Here is a 20,893-nt window from a genome sequence, read left to right as displayed (position 1 = left end):
CGCTCGTCCCGTCAGCCGAAGAAGTTCCGTACGTGCTCCAGCCCCTCGACCAGCGCGTCGATCTCGGCAGGCGTGGAGTACAGATAGAACGACGCTCGCGTGGTCGCGGGAATTCCGTAGCGCAGGCAGACGGGGCGGGCGCAGTGGTGGCCCACCCGTACCGCGATGCCCTGCTCGTCCAGCACCTGGCCCACGTCGTGCGGGTGGATGTCACCCAGCGTGAAGGAGATCGCGGCGCCGCGGTCCTCGGCCGTGGCGGGGCCGATGATGCGCAGGTCCGGGACCTCCGCCAGCCGCCGCACCGCGTACTCGGTGATCGCGTGCTCGTGCGCGAGGATCTTGTCCATGCCGATGGAGGACAGGTAGTCGATCGCCGCGCCCAGGCCGACCGCCTGCGCGATCGGCGGCGTGCCCGCCTCGAACTTGTGCGGCGCGGGGGCGTAGGTCGAGGAGTGCATCGACACCGTCTCGATCATCTCGCCGCCGCCGAGGAACGGGGGCAGGTCCTCCAGGAGCTCCTGGCGGCCCCAGAGGACGCCGATGCCCGTCGGGCCGCACATCTTGTGACCGGTGAAGGCCACGAAGTCGGCCTGGAGGGCCTGCACGTCGAGGGGCATGTGCGGCGCCGCCTGCGACGCGTCGATCAGGACCAGGGCCCCGACCTCCTGCGCTCGGCGGACTATCGCCTCGACCGGGTTGACGGTGCCGAGGATGTTCGACACCAGCACGAAGGAGACGATCTTCGTCTTCTCGGTGATGACCTCGTCGATGTTCGACAGGTCGAGCCGGCCGTCGTCGGTCAGGCCGAACCACTTCAGCTTCGCGCCCGTGCGCTGCGACAGCAGCTGCCACGGCACGATGTTGGAGTGGTGCTCCATCTCCGTGATGACGATCTCGGTCTCGGAGTCCACCCGGTAGGGCTCGTCGGCCCAGCCCAGCATGTTCGCCACGAGGTTCAGCGACTCCGAGGCGTTCTTCGTGAAGATCACCTCGTCGCGGCTGGGCGCGTTGATGAAGGCGGCGACCTTGTCGCGCGCGCCCTCGTACAGCGCCGTGGCCTCCTCGGCGAGCACATGCACACCGCGGTGGACGTTGGCGTTGTACCGCTCGTAGTACTCGCTCAGGGCGTCCAGCACCTGGCGCGGCTTCTGCGAGGTCGCCGCGTTGTCCAGGTACACGAGCTTCCGGTCGCCGTGGACCAGACGGTCCAGGATCGGGAAGTCCTTGCGGATCGCCTCGGTGTCGAGGAGGCCCGGCAACTGCGTCACGCGGATGCGCCACCCTTCGAGTAGGCCTCGTAGCCCTCGTTCTCCAGCTTGTCGGCGAGCTCGGCACCGCCGGACTCGACGATCCGGCCGCCGGAGAAGACGTGCACGTAATCGGGCTTGATGTAGCGCAGGATGCGCGTGTAGTGCGTGATCAGCAGGGTGCCGACCTCGCCGGTCTCGCGGACGCGGTTGACGCCCTCGGAGACGATGCGCAGGGCGTCGACGTCGAGACCGGAGTCGGTCTCGTCGAGGATCGCGACCTTCGGCTTGAGCAGTTCCAGCTGGAGGATCTCGTGGCGCTTCTTCTCACCGCCGGAGAAGCCCTCGTTGACGTTGCGCTCGGCGAAGGAGGAGTCCATGTTGAGGCGCTCCATGGCCTCCTTGACCTCCTTCACCCAGGTGCGCAGCTTGGGGGCCTCGCCGCGGATGGCGGTGGCGGAGGTGCGCAGGAAGTTGGAGACCGAGACGCCGGGGACCTCGACGGGGTACTGCATCGCCAGGAACAGGCCGGCGCGGGCGCGCTCGTCGACGGACATCTCCAGGACGTCCTCGCCGTCGAGGGTGACGGTGCCGCCGGTGATCGTGTACTTCGGGTGACCCGCGAGCGAGTAGGCGAGGGTCGACTTGCCGGAGCCGTTGGGGCCCATGATGGCGTGCGTCTCGCCCTGCTTCACGGTGAGGTCGACGCCCTTGAGGATCTCCTTCGTGGCGTTGTCTGCCTCGACGGTGACGTGCAGGTCTCGGATTTCAAGCGTTGCCATGGGTGCCTCAGGACTCCTGGGTGAGGGAGACGAGCACGTCGTCCCCTTCGATCTTTACGGGGTATACGGGGACGGGGCGCGTCGCGGGAAGGCCGGACGGCTTGCCGGTGCGGAGGTCGAACGAGGAGCCGTGCAGCCAGCACTCGATCTGGCAGTCCTCCACCTCGCCCTCGGAGAGCGAGACGTTCGCGTGGGAGCAGATGTCGTGGATGGCGAACACCTCCCCCTCGGTACGGACGACCGAGACCGGCGTGCCGTCGAGTTCCACCCGTTTGGGGGTGTCCTCCTCCAGCTCGCTCAGCCCACAGGCGCGTACGAACGACGTCATGCGACCGACGCCTCCAGCTCCTCTTCGATCTTGGCGATGAGGCGCTCCTCGATGTCCTGGACACCGATCTGCTGGACCAGCTCGGCGAAGAAGCCGCGGACCACGAGACGGCGGGCGTCGTGCTCCGGGATGCCGCGGGCCATCAGGTAGAAGAGCTGCTCGTCGTCGAAGCGGCCGGTGGCGGAGGCGTGGCCCGCGCCGACGATCTCGCCCGTCTCGATCTCCAGGTTGGGGACCGAGTCGACGCGCGCGCCGTCCGTGAGGACCAGGTTGCGGTTCATCTCGTAGGTGTCGGTGCCCTCGGCCTTGGCCTCGATCAGCACGTCGCCGATCCACACCGCGTGCGCGTCCTCGCCCTGGAGCGCGCCCTTGTAGACGACGTTCGAGGTGCAGTGCGGGGTGTTGTGGGTGACCAGGAGGCGGTGCTCCTGGTGCTGGCCGGAGTCGGTGAAGTACAGGCCGAAGAGCTCGGCCGAGCCGCCGGTGCCGGCGTACTCGACGCGCGGGTGCAGACGGACGACGTCGCCGCCGAAGGTGACGACCACGGACTTGAAGGAGGCGTCGCGGCCGATGAGGGCGTTGTGCTGGGCGACGTGGACGGCCTTGTCGTCCCAGTCCTGGACCGAGACGACGGTCAGCTTGGCGCCGTCGCCCAGGATGTAGTCGACGTTGGCGGCGAGCACGGCGTCACCGGTGTGGTCGATGACGACGACGGCCTCGGCGAAGGCGCCCAGCTCGATGATCTGGTGGCCGAAGGCGGTGCCGCCCTCGCCGTGCACGGCGATGCGGACCGGCTCGGTGAGCACCGTCTCCTTGGGGACGGTGACCACGCCGGCCTGCTCGAAGGCGGAGTAGGCCTGCGCCGCGATCCGGTCGACGGGGGTGCCGGCCCGGCCGAGGCGGGCGTCGTCGCGGCCGACGCTCTCGACGGTGACGCCCTCGGGGGCCTCGACCGTGACCTTCACGCCTTCGCCGGAGGCGACGGCGGTGCCGTCGTGCAGCCCGCGCAGGCGCTCCAGCGGGGTGAACCGCCACTCCTCCTCACGGCCGTGCGGGACGGGGAAGTCCGCCACGTCGAAGGACGGGGGGGCGCTCATGCGCGAGACGACGGTCGACTCCGCGGCGACCGCGATCGCGCCGGCGGTGGTGGACCCCACGGGTGGGGTTCCCCCCGCCGGAGCGGAGCCGGAGGTGGGGGAGTTCTGGGCCTCAGCCATGGCTGTCGTTGTGCTCTCTTTCCTACGTCAGTGGGTGATCCTCGGCCCGCCCGGAGGGGGCGGGCCGGTGCTGCCGGAAGGGCTGTGCGGTCGTCAGCCGACCGCGCCCTCCATCTGCAGCTCGATCAGCCGGTTGAGCTCCAGCGCGTACTCCATCGGCAGCTCCTTGGCGATGGGCTCGACGAAGCCGCGCACGATCATCGCCATCGCCTCGAACTCGCTCAGACCACGGCTCATCAGGTAGAAGAGCTGGTCCTCGGAGACCTTGGAGACGGTCGCCTCGTGCCCCATGGACACGTCGTCCTCGCGGACGTCCACGTAGGGGTAGGTGTCGGAGCGGGAGATGGTGTCGACGAGCAGCGCGTCGCACAGCACGTTCGACTTCGATCCGGCCGCGCCCTCACCGATCTCGACGAGACCCCGGTAGGAGGTACGGCCGCCGCCGCGCGCCACCGACTTGGAGACGATGTTGGAGGAGGTGTTCGGCGCCATGTGGACCATCTTGGAGCCGGCGTCCTGGTGCTGCCCCTCGCCCGCGAAGGCGATGGAGAGGGTCTCGCCCTTGGCGTGCTCGCCCATCAGGTAGACGGCCGGGTACTTCATCGTCACCTTGGAGCCGATGTTGCCGTCGATCCACTCCATGGTCGCGCCCTCGTAGGCGACGGCGCGCTTGGTGACCAGGTTGTAGACGTTGTTCGACCAGTTCTGGATGGTCGTGTAGCGGCAGCGGGCGTTCTTCTTGACGATGATCTCGACCACGGCGCTGTGCAGCGAGTCCGACTTGTAGATCGGGGCCGTACAACCCTCGACGTAGTGCACGTAGGCACCCTCGTCGACGATGATCAGGGTCCGCTCGAACTGGCCCATGTTCTCCGTGTTGATACGGAAGTAGGCCTGGAGCGGGATCTCGACGTGCACGCCCGGCGGCACGTAGATGAAGGAGCCGCCCGACCACACGGCGGTGTTCAGCGAGGCGAACTTGTTGTCACCGACCGGGATGACGGTCCCGAAGTACTCCTTGAAGAGCTCCGGGTGCTCCTTGAGGGCGGTGTCGGTGTCGAGGAAGATGACGCCCTGCTCCTCCAGGTCCTCGCGGATCTGGTGGTAGACGACCTCGGACTCGTACTGGGCCGCGACACCGGCGACGAGGCGCTGCTTCTCCGCCTCGGGGATGCCGAGCTTGTCGTACGTGTTCTTGATGTCCTCGGGCAGGTCCTCCCAGGACTCCGCCTGCTTCTCGGTGGAGCGCACGAAGTACTTGATGTTGTCGAAGTCGATGCCCGACAGGTCCGAGCCCCAGGTGGGCATGGGCTTCTTCTCGAAGAGCCGCAGGCCCTTGAGGCGGAGCTTCGTCATCCACTCCGGCTCGGACTTCTTCGCCGAGATGTCCTTGACGACGTCCTCGTTCAGACCGCGCTTCGCAGAGGCGCCGGCTTCGTCGGAGTCGGCCCAGCCGTATTCGTACTTGCCCAGGCCCTCGAGTTCGGGGTGGGCAGTCTCCGTGGGGAGAGTCATGCGGGGTTCCTCCCGGCCGTGCTTGCAGATGCGTTGTGGGAAATCTTGGGGATGAACGTCGTGCAGACGCCGTCGCCGTGCGCGATGGTCGCCAGCCGCTGGACGTGTGTTCCGAGCAGCTGGGAGAAGATCTCGGTCTCCGCCTCGCACAGCTGCGGGAACTGCTCCGCGACGTGGGCCACCGGGCAGTGGTGCTGGCACAACTGCTCGCCCTTCTGCGGGAGGGGGGCGCTGCGCGCCGTAGCAGCGTACCCGTCCACGCTCAGGGCCTTGGCCAGCGCTTCGGTGCGCTCCTCGGGCGCGGCGGCCTCGACCGCCTCGCGGTAGGCGGCGGCCTGCTCGGCGATCCTCGCGCGCGCGAAGGCGACGACGGCCTCGTCCCCGCCGAACCGCTGCTGGATCCACCGCAACGCGTCCGCGGCGAGCTTGTCGTACGACTGGTCGAAGGCGTCCCGGCCGCAGTCGGTGAGGGCGAAGACCTTGGCGGGGCGTCCGCGGGTCCGCGCTCCGTACACCCGCTGCTCACGGGCCTGAACGACGTCGTCGGCGGCCAGCGCGTCGAGGTGCCGGCGTACGGCCGCCTGGGTGAGTCCCAGCCGTCCGGCCAGCTCGGCGACGGTCGACGGCCCGTGGTCCAGGATGGACCGCGCGACCCGGTTGCGCGTGGAGCGCTCACCGGTCGCTAGCTCCTCCTGAGGGGCCCCCGTGGGGGTCTCCCGAGCCTCGCCGACGTTTTTCACAACGCCATTGTTGCGTAATTCATCGGAGCCAGGCAAGCCGCACCCGGACGGGTGGACGGTGCCCTGCGTCACTTAGGTAAACCTAATCTGACCTGCGGAAACGATCTTTGATCGATCAGAGCCACACCTGCCCCACCCCTCCCGGAGCACCTCCTCCAGAGCCCTGCCGGACCCCGCCCACACCCCCTCCGACCGGCCCACTTGCCGCCCGCGACCCTCTCTCCGCACAGCTCGGCACACGGAGGTGCGAAAGAGGAGAAATCGTCTGCGCCCGCGCGGGGTGGCCTGTGCCCGGCACCGCGAGGAGGGAGCGGGCACCCGCCCGTCCGGGCGCCCGCCCGCGAACCTAGACTCTGGAGCCATGCGAACTGAGCCTGTCGTCGAGGTACGGGCCTTGGTGAAGCGGTACTGGACGAAGACCGCGGTGGACGGCCTGGACCTCACGGCCCGGCCCGGTGTCACCGCCGTCCTCGGCCCGAACGGCGCCGGCAAGACGACGACGATCGAGACCTGCGAGGGGTACCGCGCGCCGGACTCCGGCACCGTGCGCGTCCTCGGGCTCGACCCGGTGGGACAGGCCCGCGCGCTGCACCCCCGGATCGGCGTGATGCTCCAGTCGGGGGGCGTGTACTCGGGCGCGCGGGCCGACGAGATGCTCCGGCACGTGGCCCGGCTGCACGCCCGCCCCCTGGACGTGGACGCCCTCGTCGAGCGACTCGGCCTCGGCAGCTGCGGCCGGACCGCCTACCGGCGGCTGTCCGGCGGGCAGCAGCAGCGGCTCGCGCTGGCGATGGCCGTGGTCGGCCGACCGGAGCTGGTGTTCCTGGACGAGCCGACCGCCGGCCTCGACCCGCAGGCCCGCCGCGCCACCTGGGACCTGGTCCGCGACCTGCGCGCCGACGGCGTCTCGGTCATCCTGACCACCCACTACATGGACGAGGCCGAGCAGCTCGCCGACGACGTCGCGATCATCGACGCCGGCCGGGTCATCGCCCAGGGCTCCCCCGACGAGCTGTGCCGCGGCGGCGCCGAGAACACGCTCCGCTTCACCGGCCGCCCCGGACTGGACGTCGGCTCGCTGCTCAAGGCCCTGCCCGCGGACTCCACCGCCGCCGAGCCGACGCCGGGCTCGTACCGGGTGACCGGCAAGATCGACCCGCAGCTGCTGGCGACCGTGACCTCGTGGTGCGCGCAGCACGGCGTGCTGCCGGACCGGATCTCGGTGGAGCGGCACACCCTGGAGGACGTGTTCTTGGAGCTCACAGGCAAGGAGCTGCGCTCGTGACCACCGCCGGCACCTACACCCCCGCCCCCGGGGCGGCCCCTCTCCCGCGCATGATCGCCGCCCAGGCGGCGCTGGAGACGAAGATGCTCCTGCGCAACGGCGAGCAACTGCTGCTCACCGTCGTGATCCCGACCCTGCTGCTGGTGCTGTTCAGCTCGGTGGACATCGTCGACACGGGCGAGGGCGAGGCGGTGGACTTCCTCACCCCCGGCGTCCTCGCGCTCGCCGTGATGTCGACCGCGTTCACCGGCCAGGCGATCGCCACCGGCTTCGAACGCCGGTACGGGGTGCTGAAGCGGCTGGCGTCCTCCCCGCTGCCCCGCTGGGGCCTGATGACCGCGAAGACGCTGTCCGTGCTGGTCACGGAGGTCCTCCAGGTCGCCCTGCTGACGGCGATCGCCTTCGCGCTGGGCTGGTCCCCGCACGGCAACCCGTTCGCCGTGCTGCTCCTGCTGGTCCTGGGCACGGGCGCCTTCTCCGGGCTCGGCCTGCTGATGGCGGGCACACTGCGGGCGGAGGCGACGCTGGCCGCCGCCAACCTGGTCTTCCTGCTGCTCCTGGTCGGGGGCGGGGTCGTCGTGCCGCTGGAGAAGTTCCCGCCGGCCGCGCAGGACGTCCTGGGCCTGCTGCCGATCTCCGCCCTCTCCGGCGGACTGCGCGACGTGCTCCAGCACGGGGCCGGCATGCCGTGGGGCGACCTCGGTGTGCTGGCGGTGTGGGCGGTGGCGGGCCTGGCGGCCGCCGGGCGGTTCTTCCGCTGGGAGTAGCCCGCTCCGAACGCCGGCGGGGCCCCTCGTGAACGCGTGCACAAGCGGCCCCCTACGATGGAGGGCGTGCCGAACGTGACCCGTGCAGACGCCGCAGCGGCTGTCCGCAACCCCCTCGCCTTCATCGCCGAACGCTGGACCCCCGCCCCCCGGACGGTCCGACGGGCGGCCCTCTCCGCGCTCGTGATGTCGGTGATCATCGTGGTCACCGGCGGTGCCGTGCGGCTCACCGGGTCCGGGCTCGGCTGCCCGACCTGGCCCAAGTGCACCGCCGACTCCCTCACCGCGACCAGCGAGATGGGCCTGCACGGCGCCATCGAGTTCGGCAACCGCATGCTCACCTACGTGCTGTGCGCCGCGGTCGGCTGGGCGATCATCGCCGCCCGCGCGCAGAAGCCGTCCCGGCGCGGTCTGACCCGGCTGGGCTGGGCGCAGTTCTGGGTCGTGATGAGCAACGCGGTCCTGGGCGGGATCGTGGTCCTCGTCGGCCTCAACCCGTACACCGTCGCCGCGCACTTCGTGGCCACGTCGGCCCTGATCGCGATCGCCACCGTGATGTGGCAGCGCGCCGGGGAGGGCGACGCGGCACCCCGCCCGCTGGTCGGCGGGGCGGTGCGGCAGCTGGTGTGGTTCCTGGTGGCGGCCTCGGTGCTGCTGATCCTGGTCGGCACGGTCGTCACCGGCGCGGGCCCGCACGCGGGCGACTCCAGCGAGGTCGAGCGGATGCCGGTCGACTGGGAGACGGTCACCAAGATGCACGCCGTGCTGGCCTGGATCGTGGTGTCGCTGACGTTCGCCCTGTGGTTCGTCCTCAAGGCGGTCGACGCCCCGAAGGCCCCGCTGCATCGCACCCGCGAGCTGTTCGTCATCCTGCTGTGCCAGGGTGCGGTGGGCTATGTCCAGTACTTCACGGACCTTCCCGAAGCTCTGGTGGGCCTCCACATGCTGGGCTCCGCCGTGATGTGGATCTGGGTGGTGCGGGTGCTCCTGTCGTTGCGTGAACGCTTGCACACCGGCCCTGACCTTCCTGCTGCCGCCCCCGGAGACCGGCTGGAGCCCGCTTCGAGCTGACGGGAGCGTGCGCCGCGCGAGGCGGGGACGAACTCGCCCAAGGCGTGATCGGGTACGTCCAGTACGGACCATCCCCGCAGGCGGCGCACGCCTGCCGTCTCGACGATCGGACTGTTCCTCAGTCACCCAGCCCATACACCCGCCGCGCGTTCCCCGCCGCCACCAACCCCGCGACCCGATGCGCGTCCGCCGGCGACCAGGCGCCCTCCGCGACCCAGGTGCCCAGCACCCGGCCGAGGGCCTCGCGGAAGAGCCGGGCGCCGACCACGTGCAGTTCGGGCAGGCCCTGGGCGCCCGTGGAGAACAGGATCTTCCCGAAGGGCGCCAGTTCCAGGATCTCGGCCAGGATCGCCGCCGCGCGGGCACCGGTGCGCACGAGCGCCGCGCCGGAGTCGGCGTAGACGTGCGGGAAGACGCCGGCGAGGTGGGCGGCGTGGCGGTGGTAGGGGTAGCCGTGCAGCAGCACCAGGTCCGTGCCCAGTCCGGCCGTCGCACGGACGAAGTCCGTCAGGAGGACGGGGTCGGTGCGGTCGACGCGCAGGCCCGGCGCGCCGAGCCCCGCGTGCAGTTGCAGCGGCAGCCCCGAGGCGACGGCGATCCACAGCAGGTGCCGCAGCAGCACCGGGTCGCTCAGCTCCCCGCCGACCCGGCGTGCGGCCAGCCAGCGTCCCGCCGCGCCCCGCACCTCCCCCGGCCCGGGCGGCTCCGGCGCGAGCGCGAGGCCGTGCCGGGCGCCGGCCACGGAGGTGAAGGCGACGGCGTGCACGGCGGCGGCGTGCACGGCCTCGGCGAGGTTGGCGAGGAAGGACTCGACGGTGCCGGAGGTGTCGGCCACCTGCTCGGCGAGGAGTTCCAGACGCACGATCTCGCGGGCCTGCGCTCCGCCCGCGGAGGCGATCTCGTCGGGGCCCGTCAGGTCGCCGGGCAGCCCGGTGTCGACCAGGTAGGTCGTGATGCCGCTGCCGCGCAGCAGCCGGCGGCCCGCCTCCAGTACGCCGATCTCACGACGCCGGGCGAGGTAGCGGGCGGGCGGGCAGTGCGGCTCCAGGCCGAGGAGCGGGGGGCACCAGCGGCGTACCGCGAAGCCCGTCTGGGTGTCGAAGAGGGTGGTGCCCGGGGCGGGCGGGCCCGCGGTGCGCGCCAGCTGGGCCTCGAAGGTGCCGAGGCCCAGCTCCGTTCTCAGGACGCCGTGGCAGTACTGGTCCACCAGGGACGGCGTTTCGATCATCCGGGACTCCCCGACGGCTGGACCGTGTGTTCGGCGTGCTCCTCACACGGCCTAACGGGTGAACCCGGTGTCAGGTGTTGGTCGGCCGGTGCTCAGCTGTTGGACGGGCCGCCGATCTGGATCCCGGCCATACGCGTCCACTCGTACGGCCCGGTGCGCACCCTGGCCGCGAACTCGCCGTCGAACGTCTCGTGGACGGTGATCCCGGCCTTCTCGACGGCCTTGCGGGCGGTGTCGACCGAGGTCGCCACCAGGTCGCCCCAGCCGCCGTCCGCGCCGACCAGCACGATCCGGGCGCCGCGCTCCCCGAGGTAGGCGATCTGGCCCTCGGCCCCGCCGTGCGCCGTGGAGAAGGCGCCGATCCGCTTGGCGAGCCGGGCGACCTCGCGGCCGCCCTTCGCCTCAACCTGCTTGGTGTCTGCCATGGCCAGGATGCTACCGACGGGTAGACCGAACGGCGACGGCCGGGGTGGGTGGCCTTGGCCACCCACCCCGGCCGTCCGGCCGTACATGATGTCGAAGGGTCAGCGCAGGAACGGGTCGACCGCCACCGCCACGAACAGCAGCGAGACGTAGGTGATGGACCAGTGGAAGAGACGCATCTCCTTCAGCTTCACGCCCGTGGCCTGCGCCCGGGCGCGGTTCTGCAGGGCGTGCGCCTCCCACAGCCACCAGCCGCCGGCCGCGAGCGCGACCGCCGTGTAGAACCAGCCGGTGTAGCCGAGCGGGGTGAGCAGCAGCGACACGCCGACCATGACCCAGCTGTAGATCACGATCTGCCGGGCGACCACCTTGTTGGAGGCGATGACCGGCAGCATCGGGACGCCCACGCGCGCGTAGTCCTCCTTCACCTTCATGGACAGCGGCCAGTAGTGCGGCGGGGTCCAGAAGAAGATGACCGCGAAGAGGACGACCGGGGCCCACGACAGCGAGTTCGTCACGGCCGACCAGCCGATCAGCACCGGCATGCAGCCCGCGATGCCGCCCCACACGATGTTCTGCGAGGTACGGCGCTTGAGGAGCATCGTGTAGACGACGACGTAGAAGAGGAGTGCCCCGAGGGCGAGCCAGGCGGACAGCCAGTTGACGGTGAGGCCGAACAGGAGGGTCGAGACGACCGCGAGGGTGATGCCGAAGGCGAGGCACTCGCGCGGGCTGACCATGCCGGTCACCAGCGGACGCTGGGAGGTGCGGTCCATGAGCGCGTCGATGTCACGGTCGATGTACATGTTGAGCGCGTTGGCGCCGCCCGCGGACAGGTAGCCGCCGATGGAGGTGAGCAGGACCAGCTTCAGATCCGGCACACCCCGCTGCGCCAGGAACATCACCGGAACGGTGGTGATCAGCAGCAGCTCGATGATCCGTGGCTTGGTCAGCGCCACGAACGCCTTGACCCGGGCCCCGACCGGCCGCCGACTCGGGCTCTGGCTCGTCCCGATAACCCCCGCTGGACGGGATTCAACGGCCGTCACGCACACCCCTGACAGAGACATCCTTGCAAGCCCCCCGTGTGAAGTCCCGGTAAAGCTCGCGCGTACCACGCCACTGTAGACGTTGCCCATACCCCGCTCTTCGCGGGGGTGGGGTCGTGTTGGGAGAGGCCACCCGGGGGTGTGGTCGCAGGGGTCCCCGGGGCCGCCCGGGGTGCGACCGCAGAGATTCCCTGGGCCGCCGGGGGCAGGTCGCAGCGATCCCCGGGGCCTCCGGGGGGTGGAGTCGCAGCGATCCCCGGGACCCCCGGGGGGGGAGTCGCAGCGATCCCCAGGACCGCCCGGGGGGAGTCGCAGCGATCCCCAGGACCGCCCGGGGGGAGTCGCAGGCACCGCGACGGGGGGGGTGCCACCGAGCGTGTGTGCCGGGTGTCCGAGGGGCGCGCGACCGGCCCGCTCATCGGTCGCCCGGAAGCTCGATTGAGCAGTCAGATGAGCGGCTCCGTATTCATGTGCCGAATGCGGTTCCGGCCGGTCGGGAGGCGGATCGCGGTGAGGCCCGGCAGTCTGGAATGACTCGAAAAAACGCACGTCCTTACGGGGGTAGGCTCGACAGCGGCCGGTGGGCACCCAGTGCACCGGCAGCCGGTGGGCGCGCGCCCGAAGCAGCCGGTATTCGACATGTGGAGAGGAGCCCTGACCCAGGGTGAGCACCAAGCCGACCACCACAGACCTCGAGTGGACCGAGTTGGACCAGCGGGCCGTGGACACCGCGCGTGTCCTGGCCGCCGACGCCGTACAGAAGGTCGGCAACGGCCATCCCGGTACGGCGATGAGCCTGGCGCCGGCCGCGTACACGCTCTTCCAGAAGGTGATGCGGCACGACCCGGCGGACGCCGACTGGGTCGGCCGCGACCGTTTCGTGCTGTCCGCGGGCCACTCGTCCCTGACCCTCTACACCCAGCTGTACCTGGCCGGCTTCGGCCTGGAGCTGGACGACCTGAAGGCGTTCCGGACGCACGGCTCCAAGACCCCGGGCCACCCGGAGTACGGGCACACCACGGGTGTGGAGACGACGACCGGCCCGCTGGGCCAGGGTGTCGCCAACGCCGTCGGCATGGCGATGGCCGCCCGCTACGAGCGCGGTCTGTTCGACCCGGAGGCCGCCGAGGGCGAGTCCCCGTTCGACCACTTCGTGTACTGCATCGCCGGTGACGGCTGCCTCCAGGAGGGCATCTCCGCCGAGGCGTCCTCCCTCGCCGGCCACCAGAAGCTGGGCAACCTGGTCCTGCTGTGGGACGACAACCACATCTCGATCGAGGGCGACACCGAGACGGCCGTCTCCGAGGACACCGTCAAGCGCTACGAGGCCTACGGCTGGCACGTCCAGCGCGTCGCGCCGAAGCCGGACGGCGACCTGGACCCGCACGCCCTCTACGACGCGATCGAGGCCGCCAAGGCGGTCACCGACCGGCCGTCGTTCATCGCGATGCGCTCCATCATCGCCTGGCCGGCCCCGAACGCGCAGAACACCGAGGCCGCCCACGGCTCCGCCCTGGGGGACGACGAGGTCGCCGCCACCAAGCGCGTCCTCGGCTTCGACCCGGAGCAGACCTTCGAGGTCACCGACGAGGTCATCACCCACACCCGCAAGGCCCTGGAACGCGGCCAGGCGGCCCGCGCGGTCTGGGAGAAGTCCTTCCAGCAGTGGCGCGACAACAACCCCGAGCGCGCCGCCGACTTCGAGCGGATCGCCGCGGGCGAGCTGCCGGCCGGCTGGGAGGAGAAGCTCCCGGTCTTCGAGCCCGGCAAGGCCGTCGCCACCCGCGCGGCCTCCGGCAAGGTCCTCCAGGCGCTCGGCGCGGTCATCCCCGAGCTGTGGGGCGGCTCCGCCGACCTGGCCGGCTCGAACAACACCACGATCGACAAGACGTCGTCGTTCCTCCCGGCCGGCAACCCGCTGCCCGAGGCGAACCCGTACGGCCGCACGGTCCACTACGGCATCCGCGAGCACTCCATGGCCGCGGAGATGAACGGCATCGCCCTGCACGGCAACACCCGCATCTACGGCGGCACCTTCCTGGTGTTCTCCGACTACATGCGCAACGCCGTGCGGCTGTCGGCGCTGATGCACCTGCCGGTGACCTACGTGTGGACCCACGACTCCATCGGCCTGGGCGAGGACGGCCCCACCCACCAGCCCGTCGAACACCTCGCCTCCCTGCGCGCCATCCCGGGCCTGAACGTGGTCCGCCCGGCCGACGCCAACGAGACCGCCATCGCCTGGCGCGAGATCCTGCGCCGCTGGACCAAGGAGTTCGGCAAGGGCGCCCCGCACGGCCTCGCGCTGACCCGCCAGGGCGTGCCGACCTACGAGCCGGACGAGAACGCCGCGCGCGGCGGATACGTGCTGTTCGAGGCGTCCACCGGGACCCCCGAGGTGGTCCTGATCGCGACCGGCTCCGAGGTGCACGTCGCCGTCGAGGCGCGCGAGCGGCTGGAGGCCGGCGGGGTGCCGACGCGGGTCGTGTCGATGCCGTCCGTCGAGTGGTTCGAGGAGCAGGACCAGGGGTACCGGGACAGCGTGCTGCCGCCGTCCGTGAAGGCCCGTGTCGCCGTCGAGGCGGGCATCGGACTGACCTGGCACAAGTACACCGGGGACGCCGGCCGCATCGTCTCCCTGGAGCACTTCGGTGCCTCGGCCGACGGCAAGGTCCTCTTCCGCGAGTACGGCTTCACCGCCGAGAACGTGGCCGCCCAGGCCCGGGAATCGCTCGCGGCCGCCCAGCGCTGACGCTCACACACGACCTGTAGGAGATGTAATTCCATGACAGACGCACTCAAGCGCCTCTCCGAGGAAGGCGTCGCGATCTGGCTGGACGACCTGTCGCGCAAGCGGATCACGTCCGGCAACCTCGCCGAGCTGATCGACCAGCAGCACGTCGTGGGCGTCACCACCAACCCGTCGATCTTCCAGAAGGCGATCTCCCAGGGCGACGGCTACGACCAGCAGCTGTCGGACCTCGCCGCCCGCAAGGTCACCGTCGAAGAGGCCATCCGCATGATCACGACGGCGGACGTCCGGGACGCCGCCGACATCCTGCGCCCGGTCTTCGACGCCACCGGCGGCCAGGACGGCCGGGTGTCGATCGAGGTCGACCCGCGCCTGGCCCACCACACCAAGCCGACCGTCGCCGAGGCCAAGCAGCTGGCCTGGCTGGTCGACCGGCCGAACACGCTGATCAAGATCCCGGCGACCCTGGGCGGCCTGCCGGCCATCACCGAGGTCATCGGCCTCGGCATCAGCGTCAACGTCACGCTGATCTTCTCCCTGGAGCGCTACCGCCAGGTCATGGACGCGTACCTGGCCGGCCTGGAGAAGGCCAAGGAGCGCGGCCTGGACCTGTCGAAGATCCACTCCGTGGCCTCCTTCTTCGTGTCCCGCGTGGACACCGAGATCGACAAGCGCCTCGACGCGCTCGGCACCGACGAGGCCAAGGCCGCCCGCGGCAAGGCCGGTGTCGCCAACGCCCGGCTCGCCTACCAGGCCTACGAGGAGGTCTTCTCCTCCGACCGCTGGAGCGCGCTGGAGCAGGCGGGCGCCAACAAGCAGCGTCCGCTGTGGGCCTCCACCGGTGTGAAGGACCCGGCGTACAAGGACACGCTGTACGTGGACGAGCTGGTGGCGCCGAACACGGTGAACACCATGCCGGAGGCGACGCTGTACGCCACCGAGGACCACGGCGAGATCACCGGCAACACCGTCGCCGGCACCTACGAGCAGGCCCGCGCCGACCTCGACGCGGTGGAGAAGCTCGGCATCTCCTACGACCAGGTCGTGCAGCTGCTCGAGGACGAGGGCGTCGACAAGTTCGAGGCGTCCTGGAACGACCTGCTCAAGTCGACCGAGGCGGAGCTGGAGCGCCTCGCCCCTTCGGAGGGCTGAGGATTTGTCCCCTCATTCCGGTTCCGGGGCGAACCCGCTCCGTGACCCCGCGGACCGACGGCTCCCGCGCATCGCGGGGCCGTCGGGCCTGGTCATCTTCGGCGTCACGGGGGACCTCTCCCGCAAGAAGCTGATGCCGGCCGTGTACGACCTCGCCAACCGGGGTCTGCTGCCGCCGGGCTTCTCCCTGGTGGGCTTCGCCCGCCGTGAGTGGGAGCACGAGGACTTCGCGGCCGAGGTGCACGACGCCGTCAAGGCGCACGCCCGCACGCCCTTCCGCGAGGAGGTCTGGCAGCAGCTCATCCAGGGGATGCGCTTCGTGCAGGGCACCTTCGACGACGACGACGCCTTCGAGCGGCTGCGGGCCACCATCGAGGAGCTCGACAAGGCACAGGGGACCGGCGGCAACTTCGCCTTCTACCTGTCCGTGCCGCCGCGGTCCTTCCCGGTGGTCATCCAGCAGCTGAAGAAGCACGGTCTCGCCGACCAGAAGGACGGCTCGTGGCGGCGCGCGGTCATCGAGAAGCCGTTCGGCCACGACCTGGAGTCGGCCGAGGAGCTCAACGCGATCGTGCACGAGGTCTTCGCCCCGGACCAGGTCTTCCGCATCGACCACTACCTGGGCAAGGAGACCGTCCAGAACATCCTGGCGCTGCGCTTCGCCAACACGATGTTCGAACCGATCTGGAACCGGTCCTTCGTGGACCACGTGCAGATCACCATGGCCGAGGACATCGGCATCGGCGGCCGGGCCGGGTACTACGACGGCATCGGCGCCGCCCGTGACGTCATCCAGAACCACCTGCTCCAGCTGATGGCGCTCACCGCGATGGAGGAGCCCGCCTCCTTCGACGCGGACGCCCTCGCCGCGGAGAAGACCAAGGTGCTCGGCGCGGTGAAGCTGCCCAGGGACCTCGGTGAGGACACCGTGCGCGGCCAGTACGCGGCCGGCTGGCAGGGCGGCGAGAAGGTCATCGGCTACCTCCAGGAGGAGGGCATCGACGCGAAGTCGAAGACCGACACCTATGCCGCGATCAAGCTGAACATCGACAACCGCCGCTGGGCGGGCGTCCCGTTCTACCTGCGCACCGGCAAGCGCCTGGGCCGCCGCGTCACCGAGATCGCGGTCGTCTTCCAGCGGGCCCCGCACTCCCCCTTCGACACCACGGCCACCGAGGAACTCGGGTCGAACGCGATCGTCATCCGCGTCCAGCCCGACGAGGGCGTCACCGTCCGCTTCGGCTCCAAGGTGCCGGGCACCTCGATGGAGATCCGGGACGTGTCGATGGACTTCGCCTACGGCGAGTCGTTCACCGAGTCCTCGCCGGAGGCGTACGAGCGGCTGATCCTGGACGTGCTCCTCGGCGACTCCAACCTCTTCCCGCGCACGGAGGAGGTCGAGCTGTCCTGGAAGATCCTCGACCCGATCGAGGAGTACTGGGACGCCAACGGCACGCCGGCCCAGTACCAGGCCGGCACCTGGGGACCCGTCGAGGCGGACCAGATGCTCGAACGAGACGGACGGAGCTGGCGCCGGCCATGAAGACAGACCTCACGGACACCACGGCCAGCAAGATCAACAAGGCGCTGGTGAAGGGCCGCCGGGCGATCGGCACACCGGCCGTGGGCATGGTGCTCACGCTGGTCATCGTCACGGACGAGGAGAACGCCTACGACGCGCTCAAGGCCGCCAACGACGCGTCGCGCGAGCACCCCTCGCGCACGCTGGTGGTCATCAAGCGGGTCTCCCGCTCGCCCCGCGACCGCACGAAGTCCCGGCTCGACGCCGAGGTGCGGGTGGGTGCCGACGCGGGCACCGGCGAGACGGTCGTGCTGCGGCTGTACGGCGAGGTGGCCGACCACGCGCAGTCGGTGGTGCTGCCGCTGCTGCTGCCCGACGCGCCCGTCGTCGTCTGGTGGCCGGTGAGCGCGCCCCTCGACCCGGCCCAGGACCCCCTCGGCGCACTGGCCCAGCGCCGTGTCACCGACACCTACGCCGCCGAGCAGCCGGTACGGGACCTGGTGGCCCGCGCCGAGCGTTACACCCCGGGCGACACCGACCTGTCGTGGACCCGCATCACGCCCTGGCGCTCGATGCTGGCCGCGGCCCTGGACCAGGTCACCTGCACGGTGGAGGCGGTCGAGGTGGAGGGCGAGGAGTTCAACCCGAGCTGCGAGCTGCTCGCGATGTGGCTCGGCGACCGGCTGGGCGTCCCCGTCCAGCGCTCGCTGTCCGGCGGGCCGGGTCTCACGGCGGTGCGCCTGTCCACCGACTGCGGGCCGATCGCGCTGGACCGGGCCGACGGCTCGCTGGCCACGCTGTCCATCGAGGGCCAGCCCGACCGTGCGGTGGCGCTCAAGCGCCGGGACACGGCCGAGCTGATCGCGGAGGAACTGCGCCGGCTCGACCCGGACGACACGTACGCCGCCACGCTGCGGTTCGGGGTGGAGCGGCTGAACGCGGTCGTCTCCGCGCCGAACGCCGCCGTGGAGGAACCGTCGGCGGCGCCCGGCGAGCCTGCCGCCGACGGGGAACAGGCCGTCTCCGGTGAGGAGGCCGCCCCCGGCGGAGAACCGGTGGCGTCGGGTGAGCCGGTCGCCGTCGGGACTCCCGTCGAGGAGGCCGCGAAGGCGCCCGCCAAGCAGGCGGCGAAGAAGACCGCCCGCAAGGTGCCGACGAAGAAGGCTGCGGCGAAGTGAGCGTTCCGCAGCTCGTCGTGCACCACGACAAGGAACTGATGGCACAGGCCGCCGCGGCCCGCCTGATCACGAAGATCGTGGACGCGCAGGCCTCCCAGGGCCACGCGTCCGTGGTCCTCACCGGTGGCCGCAACGGCAACGGCCTGCTGGCCGCGCTGGCGTCCGCTCCCGCCCGGGACGCCGTCGACTGGGCCCGGCTCGACCTGTGGTGGGGTGACGAGCGCTTCCTGCCCGAGGGCGACCCGGAGCGCAACGTCACACAGGCCCGCGAGGCGCTGCTGGACTCCGTCCCGGTGGACCCCGAGCGCGTGCACGCCATGCCCGCGTCCGACGGTCCCCACGGCACCGACGTGGAGGCGGCCGCGGCCGCCTACGCCGACGAGCTGGCCCGGGCGGCCGGCCCGGAGAACCACGGCGCCGTCCCCACCTTCGACGTCCTGATGCTGGGCGTCGGCCCGGACACCCATGTGGCCTCGCTCTTCCCGGAGCTGCCGGCCGTACGGGAGACCGAGCGCACGGTGGTCGGCGTGCGCGGCGCGCCGAAGCCCCCGCCGACCCGCGTCACCCTCACCCTCCCGGCGATCCGGGCGGCCCGTGAGGTGTGGCTGCTCGCGGCCGGCGAGGACAAGGCGCAGGCGGTCGCCATCGCCCTGTCCGGCGCGGGCGAGATCCAGGCCCCGGCGGCGGGAGCCCGCGGCCGGTCCCGCACCCTGTGGCTCCTGGACTCGGCGGCGGCCTCCCAGCTCCCGAAGGCGCTGTATCCGCCGGCGTCCCCCTGACGGAAACCCGCCCCCTCCCGGAACCCGTACGGTCAACGGCCGTACGGGTTCCGTCCGTTGTGGGGGCCGGAGGAGCCGTACGGGTGGCTGTACGGGCCGTACGGCTGCCCCTGCCGGGGGACCGACGGGGGTGCCGTCGGTCGCATCGGCGCCGGAGGGGTGGGTGAGGCCGGCGGGGGCGGTGCCGGGACGGGCGGGAGGGTCGCCGGGTGAGCCGTCAGACGGATGCCGTAGCGCCGTCCGAGGCGACGGGTCTCCAGGAGGGCGATCGCGGTGACCGTCACCGGTGCTCCCAGGATGAAGACGACGCCGAGGGTGAGTCCCAGGCCGTGCAGATCGCCCGTGACGAGATCGGGGACGGCCATCAGCCAGGTCGTCACCGTGGCGAGCAGCGGCGGCAGGCAGCGGTGCACGGCGGCGGTGCCGAAGAAGTTCCCGGTGAGCCGGATCGCGCCCGCGACCACGAAGAAGGCCGCCCAGAGGCCCAGCAGCGTCGAGACCAGTCTCGCGACCGCCCCCAGCGTGTCGCCCAGCCGGAACAGCACCAGGGTCATGACGACCGAGGCGACGAAGAGCAGCAGCAGCTTGAGCGAGTTGACGAGCGGCGTCCTCAACTGGCTCACGGCGCCGGTGCGCCGCCAGACGAGGAGCATCACGCCGACCGTGAGCGGCGTGAGGAGGAACAGGACGGCGGAGGCGGTCACCGCGTTGTCCAGCATCTCGTCGAAGGCGAAACCGCCCTCGATGAAGGAGTAGACGCCGAGGGCCGCGACCACTCCGGCGACGACCCGGATCCGTTTGAGGCGTTCCACCGTCGGGTCGAGCGCCGCCGGGATCCACACCGGGTGGAACACCGCCCGTGCCACCCGGTGGGGCTTGAGGAAGGAGCCGGCGGTCAGGCTGCCGCCGGTCCAACTCCCCCGCGCACGCGCCACGTTGCACTCCCCCGACGATCGTGTTCATGACCGCCGGGGAGTCTACAAGAGTCCCGCTCAGCTACGCCCGCTCAGCTACGCCCGCGCAGCTCCCGGTACGCGGCGACCAGGGCCTGGGTCGAGGGGTCCAGGCCTGGCACGTCCGCGCCCTCGGTCAGCGCGGGCTCGACGCGCTTGGCGAGGACCTTGCCGAGTTCGACGCCCCACTGGTCGAAGGAGTCGATGTTCCAGACGGCTCCCTGGACGAACACCTTGTGCTCGTAGAGGGCGACGAGCTGGCCGAGGACCGAGGGGGTCAGCTCGCTGGCGAGGACGGTGGTGGTGGGATGGTCGCCCCGGAAGGTCTTGTGGGCGACCAGCTCCTCGGGCACACCCTCGGCACGGACCTCCTCGGGGGTCTTGCCGAAAGCGAGGGCCTGGGTCTGGGCGAAGAAGTTCGCCATCAGCAGGTCGTGCTGCGCCTTGAGCCCGTCGCTCAGCCCGTCCACGGGCCGGGCGAAGCCGATGAAGTCGGCCGGGATCAGCTTGGTGCCCTGGTGGATCAGCTGGTAGTAGGCGTGCTGCCCGTTGGTGCCCGGCGTGCCCCACACCACCGGACCCGTCTGCCACTCCACCGGACGGCCGTCCCGGTCCACCGACTTGCCGTTGGACTCCATGTCCAGCTGCTGGAGGTAGGCGGTGAACTTCGACAGGTAGTGGCTGTACGGGAGGACCGCGTGCGCCTGGGCGTCGTGGAAGTTGCCGTACCAGACGCCCAGCAGGCCCAGCAGCAGCGGCGCGTTGGCCTCGGCGGGCGCGGTGCGGAAGTGCTCGTCGACGGTGTGGAAGCCGTCCAGCATCTGACGGAACCGCTCCGGGCCGATCGCGATCATCAGGGACAGGCCGATCGCGGAGTCGTAGGAGTAGCGGCCGCCGACCCAGTC

At 70.9% G+C, this 20,893-nt stretch carries 18 protein-coding genes and 1 pseudogene; 8 read left to right on the top strand and 11 right to left on the bottom strand.

Annotation, left to right across the window (positions count from 1 at the left end; all coding sequences use genetic code 11):
• Positions 1-11: 11 nt before the first annotated feature.
• From ACIP67_RS36475 to ACIP67_RS36450, 6 genes are all read right to left on the bottom strand, one after another.
• A complete protein-coding gene (locus ACIP67_RS36475; protein WP_401697684.1) occupies positions 12-1,268 on the bottom strand; it encodes a cysteine desulfurase in 1,257 nt (418 codons plus the stop codon).
• Positions 1,265-2,029, bottom strand: coding sequence for a Fe-S cluster assembly ATPase SufC (gene sufC, locus ACIP67_RS36470; RefSeq protein WP_401697683.1), 765 nt, complete (start codon positions 2,027-2,029; stop codon positions 1,265-1,267). The genes ACIP67_RS36475 and sufC overlap by 4 nt, the downstream gene beginning before the upstream one ends.
• Positions 2,030-2,036: 7 nt before the next feature.
• Positions 2,037-2,357 (bottom strand): non-heme iron oxygenase ferredoxin subunit, encoded by a 321-nt coding sequence (locus ACIP67_RS36465; RefSeq protein WP_401697682.1) that lies wholly within the window; start codon positions 2,355-2,357, stop codon positions 2,037-2,039.
• Complete coding sequence (sufD, locus tag ACIP67_RS36460) at positions 2,354-3,574, bottom strand: Fe-S cluster assembly protein SufD (RefSeq protein ID WP_401697681.1); 1,221 nt, start codon at positions 3,572-3,574, stop codon at positions 2,354-2,356. The genes ACIP67_RS36465 and sufD overlap by 4 nt, the downstream gene beginning before the upstream one ends.
• A gap of 93 nt (positions 3,575-3,667) precedes the next feature.
• Positions 3,668-5,089, bottom strand: coding sequence for a Fe-S cluster assembly protein SufB (gene sufB / locus ACIP67_RS36455; protein WP_389524438.1), 1,422 nt, complete (start codon positions 5,087-5,089; stop codon positions 3,668-3,670).
• Complete coding sequence (locus ACIP67_RS36450; protein ID WP_401697680.1) at positions 5,086-5,829, bottom strand: helix-turn-helix transcriptional regulator; 744 nt, start codon at positions 5,827-5,829, stop codon at positions 5,086-5,088. The genes sufB and ACIP67_RS36450 overlap by 4 nt, the downstream gene beginning before the upstream one ends.
• 361 nt (positions 5,830-6,190) lie before the next feature.
• Between ACIP67_RS36450 and ACIP67_RS36445 the strand changes: the two genes are divergently transcribed.
• The 3 genes from ACIP67_RS36445 to ACIP67_RS36435 are packed head-to-tail and all read left to right on the top strand — an operon-like array spanning position 6,191 to position 8,952.
• Entirely contained in the window at positions 6,191-7,114 is a 924-nt protein-coding gene (locus ACIP67_RS36445) for an ABC transporter ATP-binding protein (RefSeq protein ID WP_401697678.1), read from the top strand.
• 50 nt (positions 7,115-7,164) lie between these two features.
• Positions 7,165-7,881, top strand: coding sequence for an ABC transporter permease (locus ACIP67_RS36440; RefSeq protein WP_401697863.1), 717 nt, complete (start codon positions 7,165-7,167; stop codon positions 7,879-7,881).
• Between the two features lie 57 nt (positions 7,882-7,938).
• Positions 7,939-8,952, top strand: a complete 1,014-nt coding sequence (locus ACIP67_RS36435; protein WP_401697862.1) for a heme A synthase — start codon at positions 7,939-7,941, stop codon at positions 8,950-8,952.
• A gap of 118 nt (positions 8,953-9,070) precedes the next feature.
• Here ACIP67_RS36435 and ACIP67_RS36430 read toward each other — a convergent pair whose 3' ends face one another.
• From ACIP67_RS36430 to ACIP67_RS36420, 3 genes are all read right to left on the bottom strand, one after another.
• Entirely contained in the window at positions 9,071-10,180 is a 1,110-nt protein-coding gene (locus tag ACIP67_RS36430; RefSeq protein ID WP_401697677.1) for an amidohydrolase family protein, read from the bottom strand.
• A gap of 92 nt (positions 10,181-10,272) precedes the next feature.
• The gene (locus ACIP67_RS36425; protein ID WP_401697675.1) at positions 10,273-10,605 is read right to left on the bottom strand and encodes a hypothetical protein; all 333 of its coding nucleotides are present in this window, start codon (positions 10,603-10,605) and stop codon (positions 10,273-10,275) included.
• Between the two features lie 99 nt (positions 10,606-10,704).
• Positions 10,705-11,658 carry a heme o synthase gene (locus tag ACIP67_RS36420; RefSeq protein WP_401697861.1) on the bottom strand — a complete coding sequence of 318 codons (954 nt, stop codon included), beginning with the start codon at positions 11,656-11,658 and terminating at the stop codon, positions 10,705-10,707.
• Between the two features lie 658 nt (positions 11,659-12,316).
• Between ACIP67_RS36420 and tkt the strand changes: the two genes are divergently transcribed.
• The 5 genes from tkt to pgl are packed head-to-tail and all read left to right on the top strand — an operon-like array spanning position 12,317 to position 19,035.
• Positions 12,317-14,404 carry a transketolase gene (tkt, locus tag ACIP67_RS36415; protein ID WP_401697674.1) on the top strand — a complete coding sequence of 696 codons (2,088 nt, stop codon included), beginning with the start codon at positions 12,317-12,319 and terminating at the stop codon, positions 14,402-14,404.
• A 33-nt stretch (positions 14,405-14,437) separates the two neighbouring features.
• A complete protein-coding gene (gene tal, locus ACIP67_RS36410) occupies positions 14,438-15,556 on the top strand; it encodes a transaldolase (RefSeq protein WP_401697672.1) in 1,119 nt (372 codons plus the stop codon).
• A gap of 4 nt (positions 15,557-15,560) precedes the next feature.
• Positions 15,561-17,099, top strand: coding sequence for a glucose-6-phosphate dehydrogenase (zwf, locus tag ACIP67_RS36405; RefSeq protein ID WP_401697670.1), 1,539 nt, complete (start codon positions 15,561-15,563; stop codon positions 17,097-17,099).
• Positions 17,096-18,256, top strand: a complete 1,161-nt coding sequence (gene opcA, locus ACIP67_RS36400; RefSeq protein WP_401697668.1) for a glucose-6-phosphate dehydrogenase assembly protein OpcA — start codon at positions 17,096-17,098, stop codon at positions 18,254-18,256. The genes zwf and opcA overlap by 4 nt, the downstream gene beginning before the upstream one ends.
• A complete protein-coding gene (pgl, locus tag ACIP67_RS36395) occupies positions 18,253-19,035 on the top strand; it encodes a 6-phosphogluconolactonase (protein ID WP_401697666.1) in 783 nt (260 codons plus the stop codon). The genes opcA and pgl overlap by 4 nt, the downstream gene beginning before the upstream one ends.
• A gap of 32 nt (positions 19,036-19,067) precedes the next feature.
• Here the strand turns inward: pgl and ACIP67_RS36390 are convergent, their stop codons facing one another.
• Together ACIP67_RS36390 and ACIP67_RS36385 are read right to left on the bottom strand one after the other, a co-directional pair.
• Positions 19,068-19,970 (bottom strand): hypothetical protein, encoded by a 903-nt coding sequence (locus tag ACIP67_RS36390; protein WP_401697664.1) that lies wholly within the window; start codon positions 19,968-19,970, stop codon positions 19,068-19,070.
• A gap of 71 nt (positions 19,971-20,041) precedes the next feature.
• Positions 20,042-20,893: pseudogene (locus ACIP67_RS36385) on the bottom strand (glucose-6-phosphate isomerase); the annotation flags it as partial.

This window comes from Streptomyces sp. NPDC088812, from assembly GCF_044750285.1.
Lineage (GTDB): Bacteria > Actinomycetota > Actinomycetes > Streptomycetales > Streptomycetaceae > Streptomyces.
This window is presented reverse-complemented; position numbering and strand designations above follow the sequence as displayed.

Bases quoted from the DNA above. Each gene is read 5' to 3' on its own strand.
- ACIP67_RS36435 (WP_401697862.1), top strand. From the start codon at position 7,939: ATGGAGGGCGTGCCGAACGTGACCCGTGCAGACGCCGCAGCGGCTGTC.
- tal (WP_401697672.1), top strand. From the start codon at position 14,438: ATGACAGACGCACTCAAGCGCCTCTCCGAGGAAGGCGTCGCGATCTGG.
- ACIP67_RS36440 (WP_401697863.1), top strand. From the start codon at position 7,165: ATGATCGCCGCCCAGGCGGCGCTGGAGACGAAGATGCTCCTGCGCAAC.
- sufB (WP_389524438.1), bottom strand. From the start codon at position 5,089: ATGACTCTCCCCACGGAGACTGCCCACCCCGAACTCGAGGGCCTGGGC.
- ACIP67_RS36445 (WP_401697678.1), top strand. From the start codon at position 6,191: ATGCGAACTGAGCCTGTCGTCGAGGTACGGGCCTTGGTGAAGCGGTAC.
- ACIP67_RS36425 (WP_401697675.1), bottom strand. From the start codon at position 10,605: ATGGCAGACACCAAGCAGGTTGAGGCGAAGGGCGGCCGCGAGGTCGCC.
- sufD (WP_401697681.1), bottom strand. From the start codon at position 3,574: ATGGCTGAGGCCCAGAACTCCCCCACCTCCGGCTCCGCTCCGGCGGGG.
- ACIP67_RS36430 (WP_401697677.1), bottom strand. From the start codon at position 10,180: ATGATCGAAACGCCGTCCCTGGTGGACCAGTACTGCCACGGCGTCCTG.
- opcA (WP_401697668.1), top strand. From the start codon at position 17,096: ATGAAGACAGACCTCACGGACACCACGGCCAGCAAGATCAACAAGGCG.
- sufC (WP_401697683.1), bottom strand. From the start codon at position 2,029: ATGGCAACGCTTGAAATCCGAGACCTGCACGTCACCGTCGAGGCAGAC.
- ACIP67_RS36465 (WP_401697682.1), bottom strand. From the start codon at position 2,357: ATGACGTCGTTCGTACGCGCCTGTGGGCTGAGCGAGCTGGAGGAGGAC.